The organism is Terrihabitans aquatilis (assembly GCF_052542005.1).
This window is the reverse complement of sequence record NZ_JBOCUO010000001.1, coordinates 877,344-895,763: the sequence shown is the minus strand read 5'-3', so window position 1 is coordinate 895,763 and position 18,420 is coordinate 877,344. Positions and strand designations below refer to the sequence as shown.

The window sequence follows — 18,420 nt, the reverse complement described above, 5'->3', positions numbered from 1 at the left end:
TATTCGGAGAAAAGCCCCGGCCATCGGCCGGGGCTTTTTTCATGGGGGCGTCTCAGGGGGCCCGGGTCTGCGCGAAAGCCGGCACGGCGTCCTCGAAACCATCCACCCAGGCGGCCAGGTTCGGATAATTCTCCCGCCAGCCGGGCACGCGCAGGTCGAAATAGCCGAGCGTACAGGCCAGGGCGATGGCGCCGACGTCCGGCACCTCATCGATCTCGGGCAAAGGCCCGGGCTCCAGGGATTTCAGCCCGCGCTCGACCTTGCCGGATTGAAGCTCCATCCATCCGGCATGCGGCTCATGGCCGGGCCGGTAGCGTGTCTCGTAGACCCGCAGCAGCGCGGCATCGGCGATGCCATCAGCCAGCGCTTCCAGCTTCAGCGCGGCGAGGCGTGCGGTTCCCTTAGGGATGATCTTCCCGCCGCCGGCCAGCCCGTCGAGATAATCAACGATGACACGGCTGTCGTAGAGCGTGTCTCCGTTGTCGAAGACGAGAACCGGGATCTTGCCGAGCGGGTTCTGCTGTCGCACATCGTCCGCTGGATCCATCGTGTCCGTGTTCACCACCTCGATGCGGTCCGAGAGGCCCAGCACGGCAGCGGCGATGCGCACCTTGCGCGCGAACGGCGAGGCGGGGGAATAGCGCAGGATCAGCATGATGGAGGACTCCGTGCGAACAGGTTCGGAAAGCTCGTGCTGCAGGCGGCGCCGCAGCGCGATCAACGGCTAAATCGGCCGGCGGAGGTCAGCGTTCCGTCCGGCGCTCGCCGGCGATCTCGGTGATCCGGAAGCTGCCATGGCCGTTGCGGCCCAGATGCTCGGCCAGAGCCGGCATCAGCACGCGCAGATCGCGCTCCAGCGTCCAGGGTGGATTGACGACGATGAGGCCCGTGCCGTTCAGCCGGGTGATGTCGTCCGGCCGCTGGATCATCAGGTCGACGGAGAGAATCGACGGAATGCCAGCGCCGGCCAGATAGCGAGTCAGATCAAGAATATCGCCGGGGTTCTTGATCGGGTACCACAACATATACGTGCCGGTCGGCCATTTGCGGTGGGCGCGCTCCAAGGCCAACGCCATGCGCTCCAGCTCGCCGCCTTCCTCGAAGGGCGGGTCGATCAGCACGAGTCCGCGTCGCTCCTTCGGCGGCACGTAGGCGTTGAGCCCGGTCCAGCCATCGATCTCCACCGTGCGCACCCGCTCATCGCGGGCGTAGCGGCGGCCGAGCGTCGCGGCGTCCTCGGGGTGCAACTCGCACAGAACGAGGCGGTCGTCCGGCCGTGCTTGGGCGCGCACGATCTCCGGCGAGCCCGGATAATTGCGCAGCGCTCCGCCGGGATTGATCGACAGCACAGCCTGCCGCCACGGCTCCAGCAGCGTCCGGACCTCCTCGGGGAGATCGGCATCCCAGATCCGGCCCACACCCGCGCGCCATTCGCCGGTCCGCCGCGCGGCGTCCGAATTGAGGTCGTAGACCCCGATGCCGGCATGGGTATCGATGTAGCGGAACGGCGCGGTCTTCTGCAGCAGATGCCGCACCGCGAGGGCGAGCACCGAATGCTTCAGCACGTCGGCGAAATTGCCCGCGTGGAAATCGTGGCGATAATTCATGGGCTCCGCCGTTCAGTCGCGCCCGGCGCGCACGGGCGGCATCGTCACCTTGTCGGCGCGGCAGGCGCGGGTGTCGACGTCGGGGCAGGAGCGGAAGCCGAGCTTGTCGCGATCCATGCAGATGCGCACCTCCTGCACCCGCCGGCTGCGGCAGGTCACGGCGATGGCGTCGGGCTTCAGTCCATCATTGGCGGCCAGAAACGCCTTTTCGATCTCACCGGGCGAGAGCGTGCGCCAGTCGGCCACGTTGCGGAAGGTCTCGGGAATGGTGACGCGGCTGTGGGCCGTTCGAGTGATCTGGAAATAATCCTTCGACGACAGGCCGCTGCAGGTGCCGTGCCGGCGCCATTGATGGATGACAAGGCCCGGGCTCGGCATGATGTCGAGCATGGCATCGATCTCGCTTTGCGGCACGCGCGGCGCGGATCGGTTGCAGTTCTGCGGATAGCCTGTCTCGTGTTGCGGCCACAGGCCGTGCACCACGAAGGCAAAGGGTCGCTCGCCCGCGCATTGCGGCGTCTTGCGGTCGGCGCCGTCCGACAGGCAATAGGTCGGCGACCACGACAGCGACAGCACGTAGAAATCGAAAGCGCCCGGAACATTGTCCCGGGCGAGGGCGGTGCCGGCGAACAGGGATGCAATCACCGCCAGAACCAGGCGGCGCAGCATCACGGCTGGGCCATGCGGCAATTCGGTGCGAAGGCCAGATTGCGGTCGACGCCGGTGACGCACCATTCGACGCCCCATTTCACGCCGAGCGTGCCCGTGTCCTTGCCGATCGAATAGAACACCGTGCGCTGCGAACCGTCGTTGAGCCGGGTGTCGGCGGCGCAGAAGCGGCGCGGAATGAATTCCGGACCCCATGAGCGGTAGCCAAGCTCGCGCGGCTCGGCGAAGGCAAGCAGCACCAGCCCGGAATGCCAATAGGTGCGTTCCTTGCTCTCGAACGAATCGGCGATCTCGTTGAACACCTTCGGGCTGAAGCACGGGGGCAGGCGGGCATCATCCACCAGCACCCGGCGTTCGGTCACGGCGGGGGCCGCATAATCGGCCGCCATCGCCACATTCGCCGAAAGAAGGGCCAGGGCAACAAAAAGGGCCTGTGCGGCGCGCGTCATCATCTGGATTGGAATCCCGTGCGTTGATCGGGCGGACGATGGGGCCGCGTGCCCTGTCGGTCAAGGCTTTGGCCATCCGGCCAAATCGCGTTATGCCCCATCGGTGCGCGCGCGCCACACCCGAAGACCGCCAGCGGAGGTGATATGGACAGGTTCAGGACCGCACAGGAGGCCGCATTGGCGCTGAGGCCCGACCAGCCGGTCTACGGCTTCCGGCCCGATGTCCTGAAGGAAGACACGCGCGCCTTCCTCGACGCCTTCCGCGGCCAGACAGCCTACGCCGTGAAGACGAACGGCGAGGACATGGTGCTCAAGACGGTCAGCGAAGCGGGCGTGAAAGCCTTCGATGTCGCCAGCCCCGCCGAATTCGAAGCGGCACGCCGGGCCGATCCGAAGGCCGCGCAATTCTACATGCATCCCGTCAAGGCGCAGTCCGATATCCGTCTCGCCTTCGAGACCTTCGGCATCCGTCATCTCGCGGTGGATCATGAGGACGAAATCGCCAAGATCCTGCGCATCGTGCGCGCGCTCGATCTGGACCCCGCCGACATCACCCTGTTCGTGCGCATCGCCACCAAGGGCCATGCCGCCTACGAGCTGTCGAAGAAATTCGGCGCGGCGCCCATGCACGCGGTCGAATTGGTGGAGCGTATCGACCGGATCGGTTTCCGCTGCGGCATCGCCTTCCATGTCGGCAGCCAGGTGGAAGACCTCTCGACCTATGAGCGCGCGCTCGCCAGCGCCGCCTGGGTGCGCGGCCGCGCAGGCGCGGAGATCGCGGCGCTGGACATCGGCGGCGGCTTTCCCGCCCGCTACGGGCATGATCCCAAACGCAAGGCCCCGCCACCGGTGCCGGACGTGCGCGAACTGATCGGCGATATCCACACCGAGATCGACGAATGGGGGCTGGATGATCTGCCGCTCATCGCCGAACCCGGCCGTGTCATCGTGGCGCGCTCGCTCTCGGTCATCGTCCGGGTGCTGCTGAAGAAGGGCCAGCGCATCTACATCAACGACGGCATCTGGTCGTCATTGTCCGACGCTTGGACCGGCAAGATGACGCTGCCCGCGCGTCTGATCCCGGATCCGGCGCGCCGCCGGCGCTCGGCATCCACCAAGCTCGCGCCGTTCCGGGTGTGCGGGGCCACGTGCGACAGCGTCGATATATTGAGCCGCCCGTTCTGGCTGCCCGAACATATCGACACAGGCGACTGGATCGAGATCGGCCATATCGGGGCCTATTCGCTGTCGCTGCGCACGCGCTTCAACGGCTTCTATCCGGATCGCTTCGTCGAGCTGGAAACACCTTATGAGGATGCGGCGACCGGCGAGGAAGGCTTCGCCACGGTCGAAACCTGGGGCGACGCGGGCAAATAGCCGATGCCGCCTGTGCTTATCAGGGCAGGCGGATCACATAGCTCTTGCGGGTGGTTTCGATCACCTCCCACGTTCCGCGGAAGCCCGGGCGAGCACCAGTCGGTCGCCTTTGCGCAGATGCACGGGCGCACCATCTGCCTCGTCGGTCACGATGGAATGGCCGCTTTCGATCTCGCAGAATTCCCATTCATCGTATTGCACCCGCCAGGCGCCGGGCGTTGCCTGCCAGATGCCTGCGAACAGTTTTCCGTCGGGCGTCTCCTCAAGGTTCCAGGTTCGTGTAACCGGTTTCCCCTTCAGGATACGGTCTTCGGGCAGGGCGGTTTCTTCCGGAATAATGTTGCCGATGTCGAACGTCAGCAATGCCTGGCTCATCTTGCCATTACTCCAAAGTCTAATTGGTTCCACGGATTCAGAGGACAGAAGGTCGCACTTTTTATACGATCCATAATCTGCCGGACGCGAGCCTCATTTCTGCCCCATCCAGCCCGTTTCTGGCGCCTCATCGGGCCAGGGGGTCCTTTCAGGGAAGAGTGAATGCGTTTTCAGAACATCGCTGCGGCCGCCGCCGCGCTCATCGCGGTTGGCGCCGTCAACGTGTCCGCAGCGCAGGCTGCTCCGAAGTCGGAAAAGAAAGTCCATCGGATGTCGGGCACGGCATCCTGGTACCAGTCCGGTCACCGCACCGCTTCGGGCGCGCGTTACAATCCGGACGGTCTCAGCGCCGCCCATCGGACGCTGCCTTTCGGCACGCGTCTCAAAGTCACCAATCGCAGCAACGGCAAGACGGTTCACGTCGTCGTCAACGATCGCGGCCCGTTCATCGGCGGCCGGGTCATCGATGTTTCGCGGGGTGCCGCACGCCAGCTTGGCATGATGTCGAGCGGCACCGCACGCGTTGAATTTCAGCTCGCCTCGAACTGAGGCACAGGGCGGACGGGAAAAGGTATCGCGTTCCCATCTCCGTCGTCCCAATCATAAAACGCCCGCGGAACCCGATTGTTCCGCGGGCGTTTTGCTGCCGGAACAATCCATGAACGGAGCCGACAGCATGGCGCAGGACAAAGCGGCGAACGACGACAATCCGAAAACCGATCCCAATCCCGGCTCCAACACCGAGAAGCCGGTGGAAGACTGGGTATCCGGCGGTGAGCCGATGACCGGCGCGCAGGCCTCCTACCTGAAGACCCTGTCGGAAGAAGCGGGCGAGCCCGACACCTTCTCCGACGATCTCACCAAGGCGGATGCCTCCAAGCGCATCGACGCCCTCAAGCAGAAGCTCGGCCGCTGACGGCGTGCGCCGGCGCAACGTATTTTTGCGCCGGCACAACGATAGAACCATGGCGTTCCGTCCGCGCCTGCATCATCTTGCCCAAAGATGGAGACCTGCCATGGCGCTGACCCGAACCAACCCGATCGAACGCCCGTTTTTTGCCGCTGAACGTTACGCCCCGCTGATGCTCAGCATCCTGCGCATCATGACAGGGCTTCTCATCATGCAGCACGGTCTGCAGAAATTGCTCGGGTTTCCGTCGGCCCCGGCCAGCGGCCTGCCGCCTCTCGTGTCCATCTACGGTCTGGCCGGTATCATCGAGACTTTCGGCGGCCTGCTCATCGTGATCGGCCTGTTCACGAGGCCTGCGGCCTTTCTGCTGGCCGGCTTCACGGCGGTGGCCTATTTCATGGCTCACGCATCGCGCAGCTTCTATCCCGTCCTCAACGGCGGTGAACTCGCGGTTCTCTACTGCTTTGTGTTCCTTTATATGATGCTTGCCGGCCCCGGTCCGTGGAGCCTCGATGCCCGCCGCCACCGCTCCGGTCTGGGGGCAGGCGGCTTCGGCTTCCGCCGCTAGGACGGCGCGCGATTTTCAGTCAATCGGACGGGTGGCATACGCTGCCCGTCCATGATCCATTGGACACATGCACCGCCCCGAATCGCCTGATGGACGGCCGAAGCGCCAACGCCTGCTGAGCGTCGATTTCTGGCGCGGCCTTGCCTTGCTGACGATCTTCATCAACCACGTTCCGGGCAACGTGTTCGTCCACCTCACGCACCGCAATTACGGGTTTTCGGACGCGACCGAGATCTTCGTGATGCTGGCCGGCGTGGCGGCGGCGCTCGCCTATCTGCCTCGCTTCCGCGAGGGCAAGGCGCTGGCCACCTCGTTCCGCATCCTGCAGCGCGCCTTCCAGCTCTATATGGCGCACATCGTGCTCATCGTCTTTTCGGGCGCCATCATCGCCTACACGGTGAACCGCACGGGCGACAGCCGCTTCCTCGAAGCCTTCCGGCTCGACATCCTCATCAACGACACGATCGGCGGGCTGATCGGCCTTGCCACGTTGAGCCTGCAGCCTTCCTATCTCGACATTCTGCCGCTCTACATCGTGCTGGTCGTGGCGGCTCCGCTGCTCCTGCTGCTGGCGCGGTGCAGCATGGGCCTCACGGTCGCGGCGTCGGTCGGCCTCTATGTGGTCGCGCAATTCGTGCCGCTGCATCTAGTCACCTTTCCCGCGTCGGGCCTTTGGTTCCTCAACCCGTTCTGCTGGCAATTGCTTTTCGTCATCGGTCTTGCCATCGGGCGGATGATCCTCGACGGCCGGTCCGTGCCGCGCTCGCGCGTCCTGCTCGCGGCCGCGCTCGCCTATCTCGCCATCGCCGCCGCGTGGATCGTGTCCGGCTTCGTACCGAGCTGGAATCTGGCGCCGCTGCCGGTTTTCCTGTGGGAATTCAACAAGACGGACCTGTTCCTGCCGCGGCTTCTGCACGTCCTGGCGTTGAGTTATGTTGCAACCTATCTACCCACCGAGCATTGGTTGCGGTCGGTCGCATGGCTGCGTCCGTTCGCGGTGCTTGGTCGTCATTCGCTGCCGGTGTTCGCGCTGGGCACGGTGCTGGCCATCAACGGGCAGATGATGCGGGCGCTGCACGGTGGCAGCCTCGTCATGGATGTTGTGCTTATCGGTTCTGGCGTTCTTCTTCTCTTTGCATGCGCTGGTGTTCTCGAATGGAATCGATTGGGGCAGGCGGATCGCCGCATTGGATCCGGAGCAGTGCAGCCGCGCTGATCTGCGGCCTTGCGATCATGGCCTCGGCGCCGACTTTGGCCGGCGTGTCCGATCGCTGTTTCGTGCCCGATACCTACCTCAAATTCCCAACCATCCTCGACCGCACCGAGGATCTGGTCGGCGACCGCCGTCCCGTCCGCATCCTCATTCTCGGGGCCGATCTTCCCGGGCGTGCGCATGACCGGTCCGGCCCGTCGCCTCTCGTGCACGCGCTCGAACAGCGTCTTCCGGGCGTAAAGTTCCAGGTTCTGGAGGTGCGCACCGCCGGGCTCGCCGAGGAGGATTTCGAGCGGCTGCGCAGCGCCGTCGCCACCACCAATCCGGACCTCGTGATCTGGCAAGTCGGCGTGCGCGATGCCCTGGCGCTCAACGATGTCGATGATTTCGAAAGCGTGCTCGACCAGGCCAGCGCCTGGGTGGACGCGCGGGGTCTCGATCTCGTCCTCGTCGATCCGCCTTTCGTGCCTCAGGTGGCGCACGAGCGGATCTATGTTCCCTATGTCGGCGAGATCGGGGAGATGTCGCGCACCGACGGCGTGGCCGTCCTGCGGCGCTACGCGGCCATGCAATATTGGAACATCGAGCGGGAAAAGAGGCGCGCGCCGCTGTCGGATTTTACCGCGAAGCAGCCTTGCGTGACCGAATTGCTGGCGGAAGCCATTTCCCGTGCCTCGGTCGTCGCCACGGGCAAGAAGCCCTGAGGGAAAAGGGCCCGGCCGCGTGTATGCGGCCAGGCTCTTCCTTGGGCATCAATCGTCGACGGCGACGACGTTGAAGTCACGGTCGAGCTTTAGGTCCACCTTGTGGCCGTCGATCGTGCGGGCTTCATCGACCTCCCACAGGCCGTCCTTGAGCTTCACCTTGTCCCACTGGACGTAGCCCTGTTCCAGAAGCGCCTCGGCGAGCATCGCCTTTTCGGGGCCGCTGGGCTTGTCGCTGAATGGCAGAGCATAGGCTGCGGGGGCTGCGGCCAGCGCCAGTGCCAGAGCAGTTCCGCGGATCATTGCCTTTGTCATGCTTGGTCCTCCTTGGTTTTCACCAGAATGGGCGGGGGTGAGTATGGCCCCGAATGCGGCAGGGTTCGGGCCGTGTTCCGGCACGGATGTGCCCGCGCCCGACAAAGCTCAGCGATCCGGCTTCACGCTGGTGATCTTGAAGTTCTGGTCGAGATGGATGTCGTGCTTCACGCCGTCCGCGCCGCGTGCGTCGTCCACTTCCCAGCGGCCGTCGTCGAACTCGATGTCCTTCCAGCTGGTGAAGCCACGCTCGGCAAGGGCCGCGGTGATGGCGGCCTTCTCGGTTTCGTTGGGCAGACGGTCGGCCATTGCCCCGCTCACGGGCGCAAGGAAGGCCGCGGCGGCGAGGGCGATGCGGATCGTGCGATGGGTCATGAAAAGCCTCCATTGATCGGGAGCCATTTCATCTAGAGCCCTGACACGCTGGGAAAAGTGCGGGCCGGCGCCGATCAGCGTCCGCGTTTGCCGCCGGCTCTTCCGGCGCTGGAACGTCCGCCCCGCGTCACGCGGCGCACCTCCACCTCGTCATCACGCGCTTCCGAGGCCAGTCCCTCGACCACACGGCGCGGCGCGGCCAAGGGCAGGTCGCGGTTGTGCGGTCCCATCTCCTTCAGGGTCGGCTTGTGCACGCGCGAACTTGGCGGCGGCAGCGGATCGACCGGCGCGTTGGGCAGACTTTCCTCCGGCGGACGATTGCCGCGCTTGCCCTTCGGCGCTCCGGCGGGCGAGGCGCGGTCGCCGTATTTGCCGGCCTGCTGCTCGATGTCCGATTGCCGGGTCAGCGCATCGTCCGCCACCAGAAGCTCGGTCTCGCGCAGACGTTTCAGCTCGTCGCGCAGGCGGGCGGCCTCCTCGAATTCCAGATTGGCGGCGGCCTCTCGCATGCGCTTTTCGAGATCGGCAAGCGTCGCCTGGAAATTGTGGCCGACGGTCGCGCCGTCCTTCATGAGGCCGGTATCGACGCGGACGTGGTCGCGCTCGTACACGCTGTCCAGAATGTCGGCGATGCGCGCCTTCACGCTCTGCGGCGTGATGCCGTGCTCCTCGTTGTAGGCCAGCTGCTTCCCGCGGCGGCGGGCGGTTTCCGCCATCGCCCGCTCCATCGATCCGGTGACGTGATCGGCGTAGAGGATCACGCGCCCGTCGACGTTTCGGGCCGCTCGGCCGATGGTCTGCACCAGAGACGTCTCGGACCGCAGGAAACCCTCCTTGTCGGCGTCGAGGATCGCGACGAAGCCGCATTCCGGAATGTCGAGGCCTTCGCGCAGCAGGTTGATGCCCACCAGCACGTCGAATGCGCCGAGCCTGAGATCACGGATGATCTCGATGCGCTCGATCGTGTCGATGTCGGAGTGCATGTAGCGCACCCGGATGCCGGCCTCGTGGAGGTATTCCGTCAGATCCTCCGCCATGCGCTTCGTCAGCACGGTCACGAGCGAGCGGTAGCCGGCCTTCGCCGTCTGCCGGATCTCGTCCAGCACATCGTCCACCTGCGAGCGCGCAGGCCGCACCTCGACCGGGGGATCGACCAGCCCGGTCGGGCGGATCACCTGCTCGGCGAACACGCCGCCGGTCTGCTCCATCTCCCATTTGCCGGGCGTCGCCGAGACGTGCACGGTCTGCGGCCGCATCTCGTCCCATTCCTCGAAGCGCATGGGGCGGTTGTCCATGCACGAGGGCAGGCGGAAGCCGTATTCGGCCAGCGTGGCCTTCCGGCGGAAGTCGCCGCGATACATGCCGCCGATCTGCGGGATGGTGACGTGGCTTTCGTCGACGAAGACGAGCGCGTTGTCGGGCAGATATTCGAACAGGGTCGGCGGCGGCTCGCCGGGTTTGCGGCCGGTCAGCCAGCGCGAATAATTCTCGATGCCCGCGCAGGAACCGGTGGCCTCCATCATCTCCAGATCGAAGGTCGTGCGCTGCTCCAGCCGCTGGGCCTCCAGCAGGCGGCCCATCTTGGTCAGCTCATCGAGGCGAACGCGCAGCTCTTCCTTGATGCCCTTGATGCTTTGCAGAAGGGTAGGGCGCGGCGTCACGTAATGCGAGTTCGCGTAGATCTTCACGAACGCCAGATCGCTGGTCTTGCGCCCTGTCAGTGGGTCGAATTCCTGGATGCTTTCGATCTCGTCGCCGAACAGGCCGATGCGCCAGGCACGGTCTTCGTAATGGGCCGGGAACACTTCGATCGTGTCGCCCCGAACCCGGAACGTGCCGCGCACGAAATTGGCGTCCGAGCGCTTGTATTGCGTCGCCACGAGGTCGGCCATCAGCTGGCGCTGGTCGATGCGCTCGCCCACCTTCAGGCCGAACGTCATCGCCGTATAGGTCTCGACAGAGCCAATGCCGTAGATGCACGAGACCGAGGCCACGATCACCACGTCGTCGCGTTCCAGCAGCGCACGCGTTGCCGAGTGGCGCATGCGGTCGATCTGCTCGTTGATCGACGAATCCTTCTCGATATAGGTGTCCGTGCGCGGGACGTAGGCTTCCGGCTGGTAGTAATCGTAATACGAAACGAAATACTCGACCGCGTTCCCCGGGAAGAAGCTCTTGAACTCGCCGTAGAGCTGCGCCGCCAGCGTCTTGTTCGGCGCCAGGATCAGCGCCGGGCGCTGCGTTTCGTGGATCACCTTGGCCATGGTGAAGGTCTTGCCAGAGCCGGTCACGCCCAGCAGCACCTGGTCGCGCTCATGGCCCGTCACGCCGTCCACCAGTTCGCGGATGGCGGTGGGCTGGTCGCCCGCCGGCTCGAACTCCGAGCTCAGCACCAGCTCCTTTCCGCCTTCCCATTTCTCGGGGCGGGGCGGGCGATGCGGTGTCCACGGCTTGCCCTGCAATTCCTTGCGGCCGTGCTGGATCAGGTCTTCCAGCGCCTTCACGGTGGCCGAGACGCCACCCGCGCCGCCGTCCGACAAAGCGGGCTTCGCGAACGGGTTTGGAAACGCCGCCGCCACATCCTTGCGCGTGGGCGCCTCGTTCTCCCTGGCCGCGTCCCAGCGCCGGTCGCGCGGCTCCACTTCGGGCGTGGCGTTCTTGCGGGTGCGCGTCGAGGGCTTCTTGGCCGCGCGCGCCTGCGCTTCCTCGGCCGCGCCGCTGCCGCGCCCGAGCGCCTTCAGCAGATCCGGATCGCCGATCAGGCCGGAGAGATCGACCGCGTCCGGGCCATGGTCGAAGCCGGCCTGCGGGGCTTCGCCAAAACCGGCGGGCTTGGAGGGTTTGCGGGGCATGGCCGCAATATGGGCGTGCCCCGGTCAAAAGGCGAGGGGTGCCAGTTCCCGACGGTCTGAAACGCCCGGCCTTTACACGTTCGCGTTAGCTCACGCGATTGCGTTTCGCGGCGACAGGCCTTCGTCGCATTCGCGCCTTTGGTTGGGAGGCGCTTCAGGCGTCCCGCCTGTGAGCCGACCCCGCCGGAGGATTATGTCGATGACCTTGCAAGCTCTGCTTCGCGCCGCCCGCTATCCCGCCGCTGCCGCCCTGTTCGGTCTTTCTTTCCCCGTATCCGCTCAGGATGTCGATCTCGACGTCCCCTATGTTCCGACGCCCGTCCCGGTGGTCGAAAAGATGCTCGACATGGTCGACGTCAAGAAGGGCGAGCGCATGATCGATCTCGGCTCGGGCGATGGCCGGATCGCGATCGCCGCCGCCAAGAGGGGGGCCGAGACCTACGGCGTCGACATCGATCCGCAGCGCATCGCAGAGGCCAAGGCCAATGCCCAGAAGGCGGGCGTCGCCGAGCGGGCGACCTTCGAGGAACGCGATCTCTTCGACACCAATATCAGCCAGTTCGACGTCATCACCATGTACCTGCTGCCGTCCGTGAACCGCGATCTGCGCCCGCGCTTGCTCGATCTGAAGCCCGGCACGCGCATCGTCTCGCACGCCTTCGACATGGGCGAATGGGAGCCGGACGAACATGCCGAGGTCGAGGGTCGGGACGTGTTCTTCTGGCGGGTGCCGGCCAAGGTCGAAGGCGCCTGGTCGATCCGTCACGACGGGGCCGATCTGCGGGTAAGCCTGCGGCAGACCTTCCAGAAGCTCGATGGCACCGCCTCGGCCGATGGGGCCAATTTCCCGGTCACGGGTCAGGTGGCGGGCGAAAACGTCAGCCTCGTCGTCGGCGAGGGAGAGGCGCGGCGCGTGTTCAACGGCCGTGTGAAGGGTGACGCGCTGGAGGCCGTCGCGGGTGAGGGCGCCACCGAGAACTGGACCGCCCGTCGCGGCTGATCGGTACCCCTTCCGGCCGCCGCCTCCTGCGCGGCGGCCCCTCTCCAGCCGCGTGAGGCCGTTTTGACATCCGCCACGAGCCCCCGTCCCACCCTGTCCGTCGTCGATGGCATCGCCATCATGGTCGGCATCGTCATCGGTGCCGGCATCTTCCGAACCCCGCCGCTGGTTGCGGCCAATGTCGATACCGAAACAGCCTTCCTGCTGGTCTGGCTGGTGGGCGGCATCGCCGTTCTCATCGGCGCGATCTGCTATGCCGAGCTCGCCGCCTCCTATCCCAATGTCGGGGGGGAATATCATTTTCTGCAGCGTGCCTTCGGCCGCCGCGTCGCACTGCTGTTCGCCTGGGCCCGATGTACGATCATTCAGCCCGGCGCCATCGCCGCCGTTGCCTTCGTCTATGGCGATTACATGCAGCAGATATTGCCCTTGGGCAGTTATGGCGCGTCGCTCCACGCGGCCATTTCCGTCATTCTCCTCACCGGATTGAACGTGGTCGGCACGCTCCAGTCCAAGAATCTGCAGATCGGCCTGACGATCCTCGAACTTCTGGCGGTCGGCGCGGTGGTGGCCGCCGGCGTCCTTGCCGAACCGGTCGCAGCCGCCGTGCCGGCCGCCGAGGCGCAGACCGGCAACGCGCTCGGCATGGCCATGGTCTTCGTGCTGCTCACCTATGGCGGCTGGAACGAGGCGGCCTACATGTCGGGCGAATTGCGCAATGTCCGCCGCACCATGATCCGGGTTCTCGTCGGCGGCACGGCCCTGATCGTCATCACCTACACGGCCATCAACATCGCCTTCCTGCAGGTTCTCGGGCTCGAGGGCCTGCGCGCCAGCGATGCTCCGGCCGCCAGCGTGATGCGCGCTGCCGGCGGCGAGGTCGGCGTCGTGCTCCTCAGCCTCATCGTCGGCGTGGCCGCGCTCAGCACCATCAACGCCACGATCTTCACCGGCGCGCGCACCTTCTACGCGCTCGGCCGGGACGTGCCGCAATTGCCGCTGGGCAAATGGGACGAGCGGGGCGGCACGCCGCGCCAGGGCCTCATCGCGCAGGCCGTGCTGACGCTCGGCCTCGTCCTGTTCGGCGCCGTCACGCGCGACGGTTTCCAGGCAATGGTCGATTACACCTCGCCGGTGTTCTGGCTGTTCATGATGCTGGTCAGCATCTCGCTGTTTGTGCTGCGACGAAAGGAGCCTGATCTCGCGCGTCCGTTCCGCGTGCCGTTCTATCCCGCACTGCCGGCGCTGTTCGTGCTGATCTGCGCGGGCCTACTTTGGTCGAGTCTCGCCTACACCGGGAACGGCGCTTGGGTCGGCGTCGCCGTGCTTCTGGCCGGTGCCCCGCTGCTCCTGCTGCGGCCCCCGCCGGCAGCCGTGCCCGCAGGCTAGGAACGGGCCTTGGGGCCTGCACCACGCGGGCCGGGAGACCGGCCCGCAATGGTTTCGCCTCAGTCGCTGGGGTATGATCGGGCTGCGCCGAATCGCGGGTCATCCCGGCAGGCGCCTGTCCGGGAGACCGTCGCATGCGCCGTTTTTCAGTCTACGCTCTGCTCGCCGTCGCGCTGTCCGCCGCGCCAGCCATTGCGCAGACCTGCGTGCCGAAGGAGACGCCGGACATGGGTGCGCGCGGCCCGCTGCCGGACATCTTCCGCTGGTGCTCGGAGACCGCGCGCTGCGGTGCCGTCAACAAGAGCGGCGCTTGGGTCATCCCGCCGAAATTCGAGGACGTGATGGTGACGGACGGATTCGTCGCCGCGCTGTCGGGCGAGCTGTGGGGCTTTGTCGACCGGTCCGGAAACTGGCTCGCGGAGCCGGCCTTCTTCATCAACACCGACGATCCGGCCATCGGCGAGGGCATGGCGGCCGTCATCGTCGGCGAGAAGTCCGGCTATGTGGATGTTTCCGGCAAGCTCGTCATTCCCGCGCAGTTCGACGAAGCAGGCATGTTCAAGGAGGGGCTGGCCAGCGTCGTCCAGGGCGAGAAGCGCGGCTACATCGACAAGACCGGCGCGTGGGCCGTCGAGCCCAAGGGCGAGTTCGACCTGCTGGACTGGTTCCAGGAGGGCGTGGCCATCGTCGTGCGCGACGAAAAATACGGCCTGATCGACCGCGAGGGCAATGTGCTGATCGAGCCGCAATTCGCCTGGCTCAGCAATTCCACCGGCGGCGTCCTGGTGGCGGAAAAGGACGGCAAGTCCGGCATCGTCGATCGCACCGGTGCCTTTGTCGTGAAGCCGGAATTCGAGGAAATGGGCGAGTTCTCGCAGGGCCTCGCGCCGGCGCGGCTCAGCGGCAAATGGGGCTTCATCGACACCTGCGGCACCTGGGCCATCGAACCGCAATATGACGATGTGTTCGGCTTCAACGGCGGCCCGGCCACGGTCAAGATCGGCGAGAAATGGGGCCTCATCGACAAGGATGGCGCCGAGCTCCTGGCCCCCAGCATGGCCAGCATCGTCAGCGACGGCTGGACCGAGGGGCTCACCTCCTTCGCGGCCTCGTCCGAGAACGCGCTGGAAGGCATCATCGACGGCACCGGCAAGGTGGTCATCGGCCCGCGCTACCAGACGGCGCTGCCGCTCGGCCACGGCGTGGTCTGGGTCTATGAGGGCGAGACCGAGCAATTGCTCAATCTCGATGGCACGCAGATCCGGATCGAGCCCCAGCCCTGACGCACGCCGCCTGACGTCTGCCGACCTACTTCTCCACCGTCTTTTCGCCCGGCGCGGCCTGCGCCGGGCTGAACGCGCCACCGCCTTGTTGACGCCAGCGCGGGAGGGCGTCTTCTCTGTTCGGGTGGGGATGGCGGCGGGCCATCGATTGCGGGGGCGACAATGGCGGACGTGGAACGCGGAGCGCGCGCGGGCGCGGCAGGCGGATCGGTGCTGGAGCGCTATTTCGCGCTGAGCGAAAACGGAACGAATGTCCGCACCGAAGTGATCGCCGGCATCACCACCTTCCTGACGATGGCCTACATCATCTTCGTCAATCCCAACATCCTGTCGGCCGCGGGCATGCCGAAGGAGGCGGTTTTCGTCGCCACTTGCGTCGCGGCTGCCCTGGCCACGCTGGTCATGGCGCTCTACGCCAATTATCCGGTGGCGCTCGCGCCGGGCATGGGGCTCAACGCCTTCTTCGCGTTCACGGTCGTTGGCGCGCAGGGCTTTACCTGGCAGCAGGCCCTGGCCTGCGTCTTCGTCTCGGGCGTCCTGGCGCTCATCATCTCGCTGCTGCCCATCCGCGCCTGGCTCATCAACGCCATACCCCGCAGCCTGAAGATGGCCACGTCGGCCGGCATCGGCTTCTTCCTCGGCATCATCGCTCTGCAAAGCGCCGGTCTCGTGGTCGACAGTCCGGCCACGCTCGTCACCCACGGCAGCCTCATCGCGCCCGCGCCGCTCTTGGCGCTGCTCGGCTTCATCCTCATCGCGGCGCTGTCCTATCTGAACGTGCTCGGCGCCACGATCATCGGCATCATCGCCGTGACGCTTATCGGCATCCCATTCGGCGCGGCCACGTTCACGGGCGTGGTCTCGCTGCCTCCGAACGTCGGCACCACTTTGTTCGCGCTCGATTTCTCGCGCGCGGTCGAGGGCACGTTCTGGATCGTGGCGCTCACCATGTTCTTCGTCGATTTCTTCGACACGGCCGGCACGCTGGTGGGCGTCACCCATCGCGCCGGCATGCTCGATGAGCAGGGCCGCCTGCCGCGCATGAAGCAGGCGCTGGTGGCTGATTCCGCCGGCACCACGCTCGGCGCGCTGATCGGCACCTCCAACACGACGAGCTATGTCGAGAGCGCGGCGGGCGTCGCGGCGGGTGGCCGCACCGGCCTGTCCTCGGTCGTCACGGCACTGTGCTTCTTGCTGGCCCTGTTCTTCTCGCCGCTGGCGGGTGCGGTGCCGGCCTATGCCACGGCGGCGGCGCTGCTGTTCGTCGCGGTGGTCATGTCGCGCGGCCTGGCCGAGGTCGATTGGGACGATCTGACGGAAGCCGCACCCGCCGCCGTCACCGCCATCGCCATGCCGCTCACCTATTCCATCGCGGTGGGGCTCGGCTTCGGCTTCATCACCTATGCGCTGATCAAGCTGTTCACCGGCCGTTTCCAGGAACTGACCCCGCCGGTCATCCTGCTGGCCGTGATCTTTGCCATCATGCTGCCCATGCTCTGATGATCGGCGCGGTGCTTTCGGGCCTCGCGCGGCAGACCGGTGTCCCTCATGTCAGGCATATCCTTCCAGGCCATCGCGCCGATCCTCCTGCTGATCGGCTCGAACGTCTTCATGACCTTCGCCTGGTACGGGCACCTGCGCTTCACCTCGTCGCCGCTCGTCGTGGTGATCCTGGTGAGCTGGGGCATTGCGCTTGCGGAATATTGCCTTGCCGTGCCGGCCAACCGCATCGGATATGAGATCTATTCCGCCGCCCAGCTGAAGACCATGCAGGAGGTCATAACCCTCACGGTCTTCGCCGGCTTTTCGGTGCTCTATCTCAAGGAGCCGCTGGGCTGGAACCATCTGGCGGGTTTCGCGCTGATCGCGGCCGGCGCGATGCTCATCTTCAAGAAATTCTGAGGCTGATGGTCGAAGGATGGGGCCGCGCGGGCCCCATCCACCATCCTCATTTCTCCGGCGTCACGCGCAGCAGCTTGCCGTCGCGCGCGTCCGTCAGCACGTAGAGCGCTCCATCCGGACCCTGCCGCACATCGCGGATGCGCGCACCGAGATCGGTCAGCAGGTCCTCGGTGCCCGCCACCTTCTCGCCGTCGAGATCGACCCGCACGAGCGCGCGGTTTTTCAGCCCGCCGACGAACAGATCGCCCTTCCAGTCGGGAAACGCATCGCCCGTGTAGAACGCCATGCCGGAGGGCGCGATCGACGGGTCCCAATAATGCAAAGGCTGCTCCATGCCGGCCTTCTCGGTGCCTTCGCCGATCTTCGAGCCGTCATAGTTCACGCCGTAGGAGATCACCGGCCAGCCGTAATTCTTGCCGGCCTCGGCGATGTTGATCTCGTCGCCGCCCTTCGCGCCGTGTTCTACCACCCACAGCTTTCCGGTTTCGGGATGGATCGCCGCGCTCTGCGGATTGCGGTGGCCGTAGGACCAGATCTCCGGCAGCGCGCCATCCCGGCCATTGGCGAAGGGGTTGTCCGAGGGCACCTTGCCGTCCGGTGCGATGCGCACGACCTTGCCGTAATGCGTCGAGAGCAGCTGCGCCCGCTCGCGGTAGTCGGAGCGTTCGCCGAGAGTCACGAACAGGTTTCCGTCGGGCGCGAACGCCAGGCGTGAGCCGAAATGCTTGTTGCCGTCGACCTTGGGCGCTTGCCGGAATATCACCGTCACATCGTCGAGCCGGCTGCGATCCTCCGAGAGGACACCGCGCGCGACCGCCGTCCCGTTGCCGCCCTGGCCGGCCTCGGAATAGGTCAGATAGATGCGTTGATTGCTCGCGAAGTCGGGATCGAGCGCCACGTCCAGCAGCCCACCCTGGCCTCCGGAATCCACTTTCGGGACCCCCTCGATCGGGCCGGATTTCTTGCCGTCCTTGCCGATTGCCACCAGCCGACCCGGCTTCTCGGTCACCAGCATCGCCCCGTCCGGTAGAAAAGCGAGGCCCCAGGGAGTGGCGAGCCCCGTTGCGATCTCTTCTGTCTTCAGCCGGGTTTCGGCATAGGCGGGCAGGGTGAGCAGCGCGGCTCCGGATGCGAGAAGGACGGCGGCAAGGCGCATGAATCTGTCTCCGTGGGAATTCATGTCGGCGACATAAGGGCCCGCTACGTCCCGGCAAGGCGGGTGCCGGTCAGGAAATCGTGAAGGCGCAGCACCTCCGGGTTTTCCACAAATGGTGTGGGCAAGCCGAAACGAGGAATTTACGCCGCACGGTCTCGCGCTCTAGTTGTCCTGATGCGAAGGAAGTGGCGGTGAATCACGCTTTCGGGAGGCAATTGTAGCGGGAACAAAGCGTGGCTATAAAGCGCGCGATCAAGGCTGCCCGTAAGAAGCGGG

At 65.7% G+C, this 18,420-nt stretch carries 18 protein-coding genes and 2 pseudogenes; 11 read left to right on the top strand and 9 right to left on the bottom strand.

Annotation, left to right across the window (positions count from 1 at the left end; translation table 11 throughout):
• Nucleotides 1–52: 52 nt before the first annotated feature.
• The 4 genes from ACQ6S1_RS04495 to ACQ6S1_RS04480 all read right to left on the bottom strand — a co-directional run bounded on the left by ACQ6S1_RS04495 (nt 53) and on the right by ACQ6S1_RS04480 (nt 2,728).
• The gene (locus tag ACQ6S1_RS04495) at nt 53–655 is read right to left on the bottom strand and encodes a glutathione S-transferase (protein WP_445039942.1); all 603 of its coding nucleotides are present in this window, start codon (nt 653–655) and stop codon (nt 53–55) included.
• A gap of 88 nt (nt 656–743) precedes the next feature.
• A complete protein-coding gene (locus tag ACQ6S1_RS04490) occupies nt 744–1,607 on the bottom strand; it encodes a 23S rRNA (adenine(2030)-N(6))-methyltransferase RlmJ (RefSeq protein WP_445039941.1) in 864 nt (287 codons plus the stop codon).
• Between the two features lie 12 nt (nt 1,608–1,619).
• A complete protein-coding gene (locus ACQ6S1_RS04485) occupies nt 1,620–2,276 on the bottom strand; it encodes a ribonuclease T2 family protein (protein ID WP_445040263.1) in 657 nt (218 codons plus the stop codon).
• Nucleotides 2,276–2,728, bottom strand: a complete 453-nt coding sequence (locus ACQ6S1_RS04480; protein ID WP_445039940.1) for a hypothetical protein — start codon at nt 2,726–2,728, stop codon at nt 2,276–2,278. The genes ACQ6S1_RS04485 and ACQ6S1_RS04480 overlap by 1 nt, the downstream gene beginning before the upstream one ends.
• 141 nt (nt 2,729–2,869) lie before the next feature.
• Here ACQ6S1_RS04480 and ACQ6S1_RS04475 point away from each other — a divergent pair, with 141 nt between their 5' ends.
• Nucleotides 2,870–4,102 (top strand): type III PLP-dependent enzyme domain-containing protein, encoded by a 1,233-nt coding sequence (locus ACQ6S1_RS04475; RefSeq protein WP_445039939.1) that lies wholly within the window; start codon nt 2,870–2,872, stop codon nt 4,100–4,102.
• A 19-nt stretch (nt 4,103–4,121) separates the two neighbouring features.
• On the opposite strand, the pseudogene ACQ6S1_RS04470 reads toward ACQ6S1_RS04475, so the two are convergent.
• A pseudogene (locus ACQ6S1_RS04470) lies at nt 4,122–4,477 on the bottom strand (cupin domain-containing protein).
• 162 nt (nt 4,478–4,639) lie between these two features.
• On the opposite strand from ACQ6S1_RS04470, the gene ACQ6S1_RS04465 reads away from it, so the two are divergent.
• The 5 genes from ACQ6S1_RS04465 to ACQ6S1_RS04445 all read left to right on the top strand — a co-directional run bounded on the left by ACQ6S1_RS04465 (nt 4,640) and on the right by ACQ6S1_RS04445 (nt 7,872).
• On the top strand, nt 4,640–5,026 hold the full coding sequence (locus ACQ6S1_RS04465; RefSeq protein ID WP_445039938.1) for a septal ring lytic transglycosylase RlpA family protein: 387 nt from the start codon (nt 4,640–4,642) through the stop codon (nt 5,024–5,026).
• A 109-nt stretch (nt 5,027–5,135) separates the two neighbouring features.
• Nucleotides 5,136–5,393 (top strand): DUF3072 domain-containing protein, encoded by a 258-nt coding sequence (locus ACQ6S1_RS04460; protein ID WP_445039937.1) that lies wholly within the window; start codon nt 5,136–5,138, stop codon nt 5,391–5,393.
• 100 nt (nt 5,394–5,493) lie between these two features.
• Complete coding sequence (locus ACQ6S1_RS04455; RefSeq protein ID WP_445039936.1) at nt 5,494–5,955, top strand: DoxX family protein; 462 nt, start codon at nt 5,494–5,496, stop codon at nt 5,953–5,955.
• Between the two features lie 67 nt (nt 5,956–6,022).
• The gene (locus ACQ6S1_RS04450; protein WP_445039935.1) at nt 6,023–7,171 is read left to right on the top strand and encodes an OpgC family protein; all 1,149 of its coding nucleotides are present in this window, start codon (nt 6,023–6,025) and stop codon (nt 7,169–7,171) included.
• A complete protein-coding gene (locus ACQ6S1_RS04445; protein WP_445039934.1) occupies nt 7,111–7,872 on the top strand; it encodes an SGNH/GDSL hydrolase family protein in 762 nt (253 codons plus the stop codon). Before ACQ6S1_RS04450 ends, ACQ6S1_RS04445 begins: the two co-directional genes overlap by 61 nt.
• A gap of 48 nt (nt 7,873–7,920) precedes the next feature.
• On the opposite strand, the gene ACQ6S1_RS04440 is transcribed toward ACQ6S1_RS04445, so the two are convergent.
• The 3 genes and pseudogenes from ACQ6S1_RS04440 to uvrB all read right to left on the bottom strand — a co-directional run.
• Nucleotides 7,921–8,187, bottom strand: a complete 267-nt coding sequence (locus ACQ6S1_RS04440) for a PepSY domain-containing protein (protein WP_445039933.1) — start codon at nt 8,185–8,187, stop codon at nt 7,921–7,923.
• A 108-nt stretch (nt 8,188–8,295) separates the two neighbouring features.
• A complete protein-coding gene (locus ACQ6S1_RS04435) occupies nt 8,296–8,562 on the bottom strand; it encodes a PepSY domain-containing protein (RefSeq protein WP_445039932.1) in 267 nt (88 codons plus the stop codon).
• A 74-nt stretch (nt 8,563–8,636) separates the two neighbouring features.
• Nucleotides 8,637–11,191 (bottom strand): annotated as a pseudogene (gene uvrB / locus ACQ6S1_RS04430) (excinuclease ABC subunit UvrB); the annotation flags it as partial.
• 422 nt (nt 11,192–11,613) lie between these two features.
• Between uvrB and ACQ6S1_RS04425 the strand changes: the two are divergent.
• The 5 genes from ACQ6S1_RS04425 to ACQ6S1_RS04405 all read left to right on the top strand — a co-directional run bounded on the left by ACQ6S1_RS04425 (nt 11,614) and on the right by ACQ6S1_RS04405 (nt 16,988).
• Nucleotides 11,614–12,414, top strand: a complete 801-nt coding sequence (locus tag ACQ6S1_RS04425; protein ID WP_445039931.1) for a methyltransferase domain-containing protein — start codon at nt 11,614–11,616, stop codon at nt 12,412–12,414.
• 63 nt (nt 12,415–12,477) lie between these two features.
• Nucleotides 12,478–13,803: an APC family permease gene (locus tag ACQ6S1_RS04420; RefSeq protein WP_445039930.1), complete on the top strand. Its 1,326-nt coding sequence runs from the start codon at nt 12,478–12,480 to the stop codon at nt 13,801–13,803.
• 134 nt (nt 13,804–13,937) lie between these two features.
• A complete protein-coding gene (locus ACQ6S1_RS04415) occupies nt 13,938–15,086 on the top strand; it encodes a WG repeat-containing protein (RefSeq protein ID WP_445039929.1) in 1,149 nt (382 codons plus the stop codon).
• 162 nt (nt 15,087–15,248) lie between these two features.
• Nucleotides 15,249–16,586 carry an NCS2 family permease gene (locus tag ACQ6S1_RS04410; RefSeq protein ID WP_445039928.1) on the top strand — a complete coding sequence of 446 codons (1,338 nt, stop codon included), beginning with the start codon at nt 15,249–15,251 and terminating at the stop codon, nt 16,584–16,586.
• A 48-nt stretch (nt 16,587–16,634) separates the two neighbouring features.
• A complete protein-coding gene (locus ACQ6S1_RS04405; RefSeq protein ID WP_445039927.1) occupies nt 16,635–16,988 on the top strand; it encodes a DMT family protein in 354 nt (117 codons plus the stop codon).
• 46 nt (nt 16,989–17,034) lie between these two features.
• On the opposite strand, the gene ACQ6S1_RS04400 is transcribed toward ACQ6S1_RS04405, so the two are convergent.
• Complete coding sequence (locus tag ACQ6S1_RS04400) at nt 17,035–18,144, bottom strand: PQQ-dependent sugar dehydrogenase (RefSeq protein WP_445039926.1); 1,110 nt, start codon at nt 18,142–18,144, stop codon at nt 17,035–17,037.
• Between the last annotated feature and the right edge of the window lie 276 nt (nt 18,145–18,420).

Coding starts and splice junctions, on each gene's coding strand:
- ACQ6S1_RS04475 (WP_445039939.1), top strand. CDS start 2,870: ATGGACAGGTTCAGGACCGCACAGGAGGCCGCATTGGCGCTGAGGCCC.
- ACQ6S1_RS04440 (WP_445039933.1), bottom strand. CDS start 8,187: ATGACAAAGGCAATGATCCGCGGAACTGCTCTGGCACTGGCGCTGGCC.
- ACQ6S1_RS04455 (WP_445039936.1), top strand. CDS start 5,494: ATGGCGCTGACCCGAACCAACCCGATCGAACGCCCGTTTTTTGCCGCT.
- ACQ6S1_RS04415 (WP_445039929.1), top strand. CDS start 13,938: ATGCGCCGTTTTTCAGTCTACGCTCTGCTCGCCGTCGCGCTGTCCGCC.
- ACQ6S1_RS04465 (WP_445039938.1), top strand. CDS start 4,640: ATGCGTTTTCAGAACATCGCTGCGGCCGCCGCCGCGCTCATCGCGGTT.
- ACQ6S1_RS04410 (WP_445039928.1), top strand. CDS start 15,249: ATGGCGGACGTGGAACGCGGAGCGCGCGCGGGCGCGGCAGGCGGATCG.
- ACQ6S1_RS04445 (WP_445039934.1), top strand. CDS start 7,111: ATGGAATCGATTGGGGCAGGCGGATCGCCGCATTGGATCCGGAGCAGT.
- ACQ6S1_RS04435 (WP_445039932.1), bottom strand. CDS start 8,562: ATGACCCATCGCACGATCCGCATCGCCCTCGCCGCCGCGGCCTTCCTT.
- ACQ6S1_RS04480 (WP_445039940.1), bottom strand. CDS start 2,728: ATGATGACGCGCGCCGCACAGGCCCTTTTTGTTGCCCTGGCCCTTCTT.
- ACQ6S1_RS04460 (WP_445039937.1), top strand. CDS start 5,136: ATGAACGGAGCCGACAGCATGGCGCAGGACAAAGCGGCGAACGACGAC.
- ACQ6S1_RS04400 (WP_445039926.1), bottom strand. CDS start 18,144: ATGCGCCTTGCCGCCGTCCTTCTCGCATCCGGAGCCGCGCTGCTCACC.
- ACQ6S1_RS04490 (WP_445039941.1), bottom strand. CDS start 1,607: ATGAATTATCGCCACGATTTCCACGCGGGCAATTTCGCCGACGTGCTG.
- ACQ6S1_RS04450 (WP_445039935.1), top strand. CDS start 6,023: ATGCACCGCCCCGAATCGCCTGATGGACGGCCGAAGCGCCAACGCCTG.
- ACQ6S1_RS04485 (WP_445040263.1), bottom strand. CDS start 2,276: ATGCTGCGCCGCCTGGTTCTGGCGGTGATTGCATCCCTGTTCGCCGGC.
- ACQ6S1_RS04495 (WP_445039942.1), bottom strand. CDS start 655: ATGCTGATCCTGCGCTATTCCCCCGCCTCGCCGTTCGCGCGCAAGGTG.
- ACQ6S1_RS04405 (WP_445039927.1), top strand. CDS start 16,635: ATGTCAGGCATATCCTTCCAGGCCATCGCGCCGATCCTCCTGCTGATC.
- ACQ6S1_RS04425 (WP_445039931.1), top strand. CDS start 11,614: ATGACCTTGCAAGCTCTGCTTCGCGCCGCCCGCTATCCCGCCGCTGCC.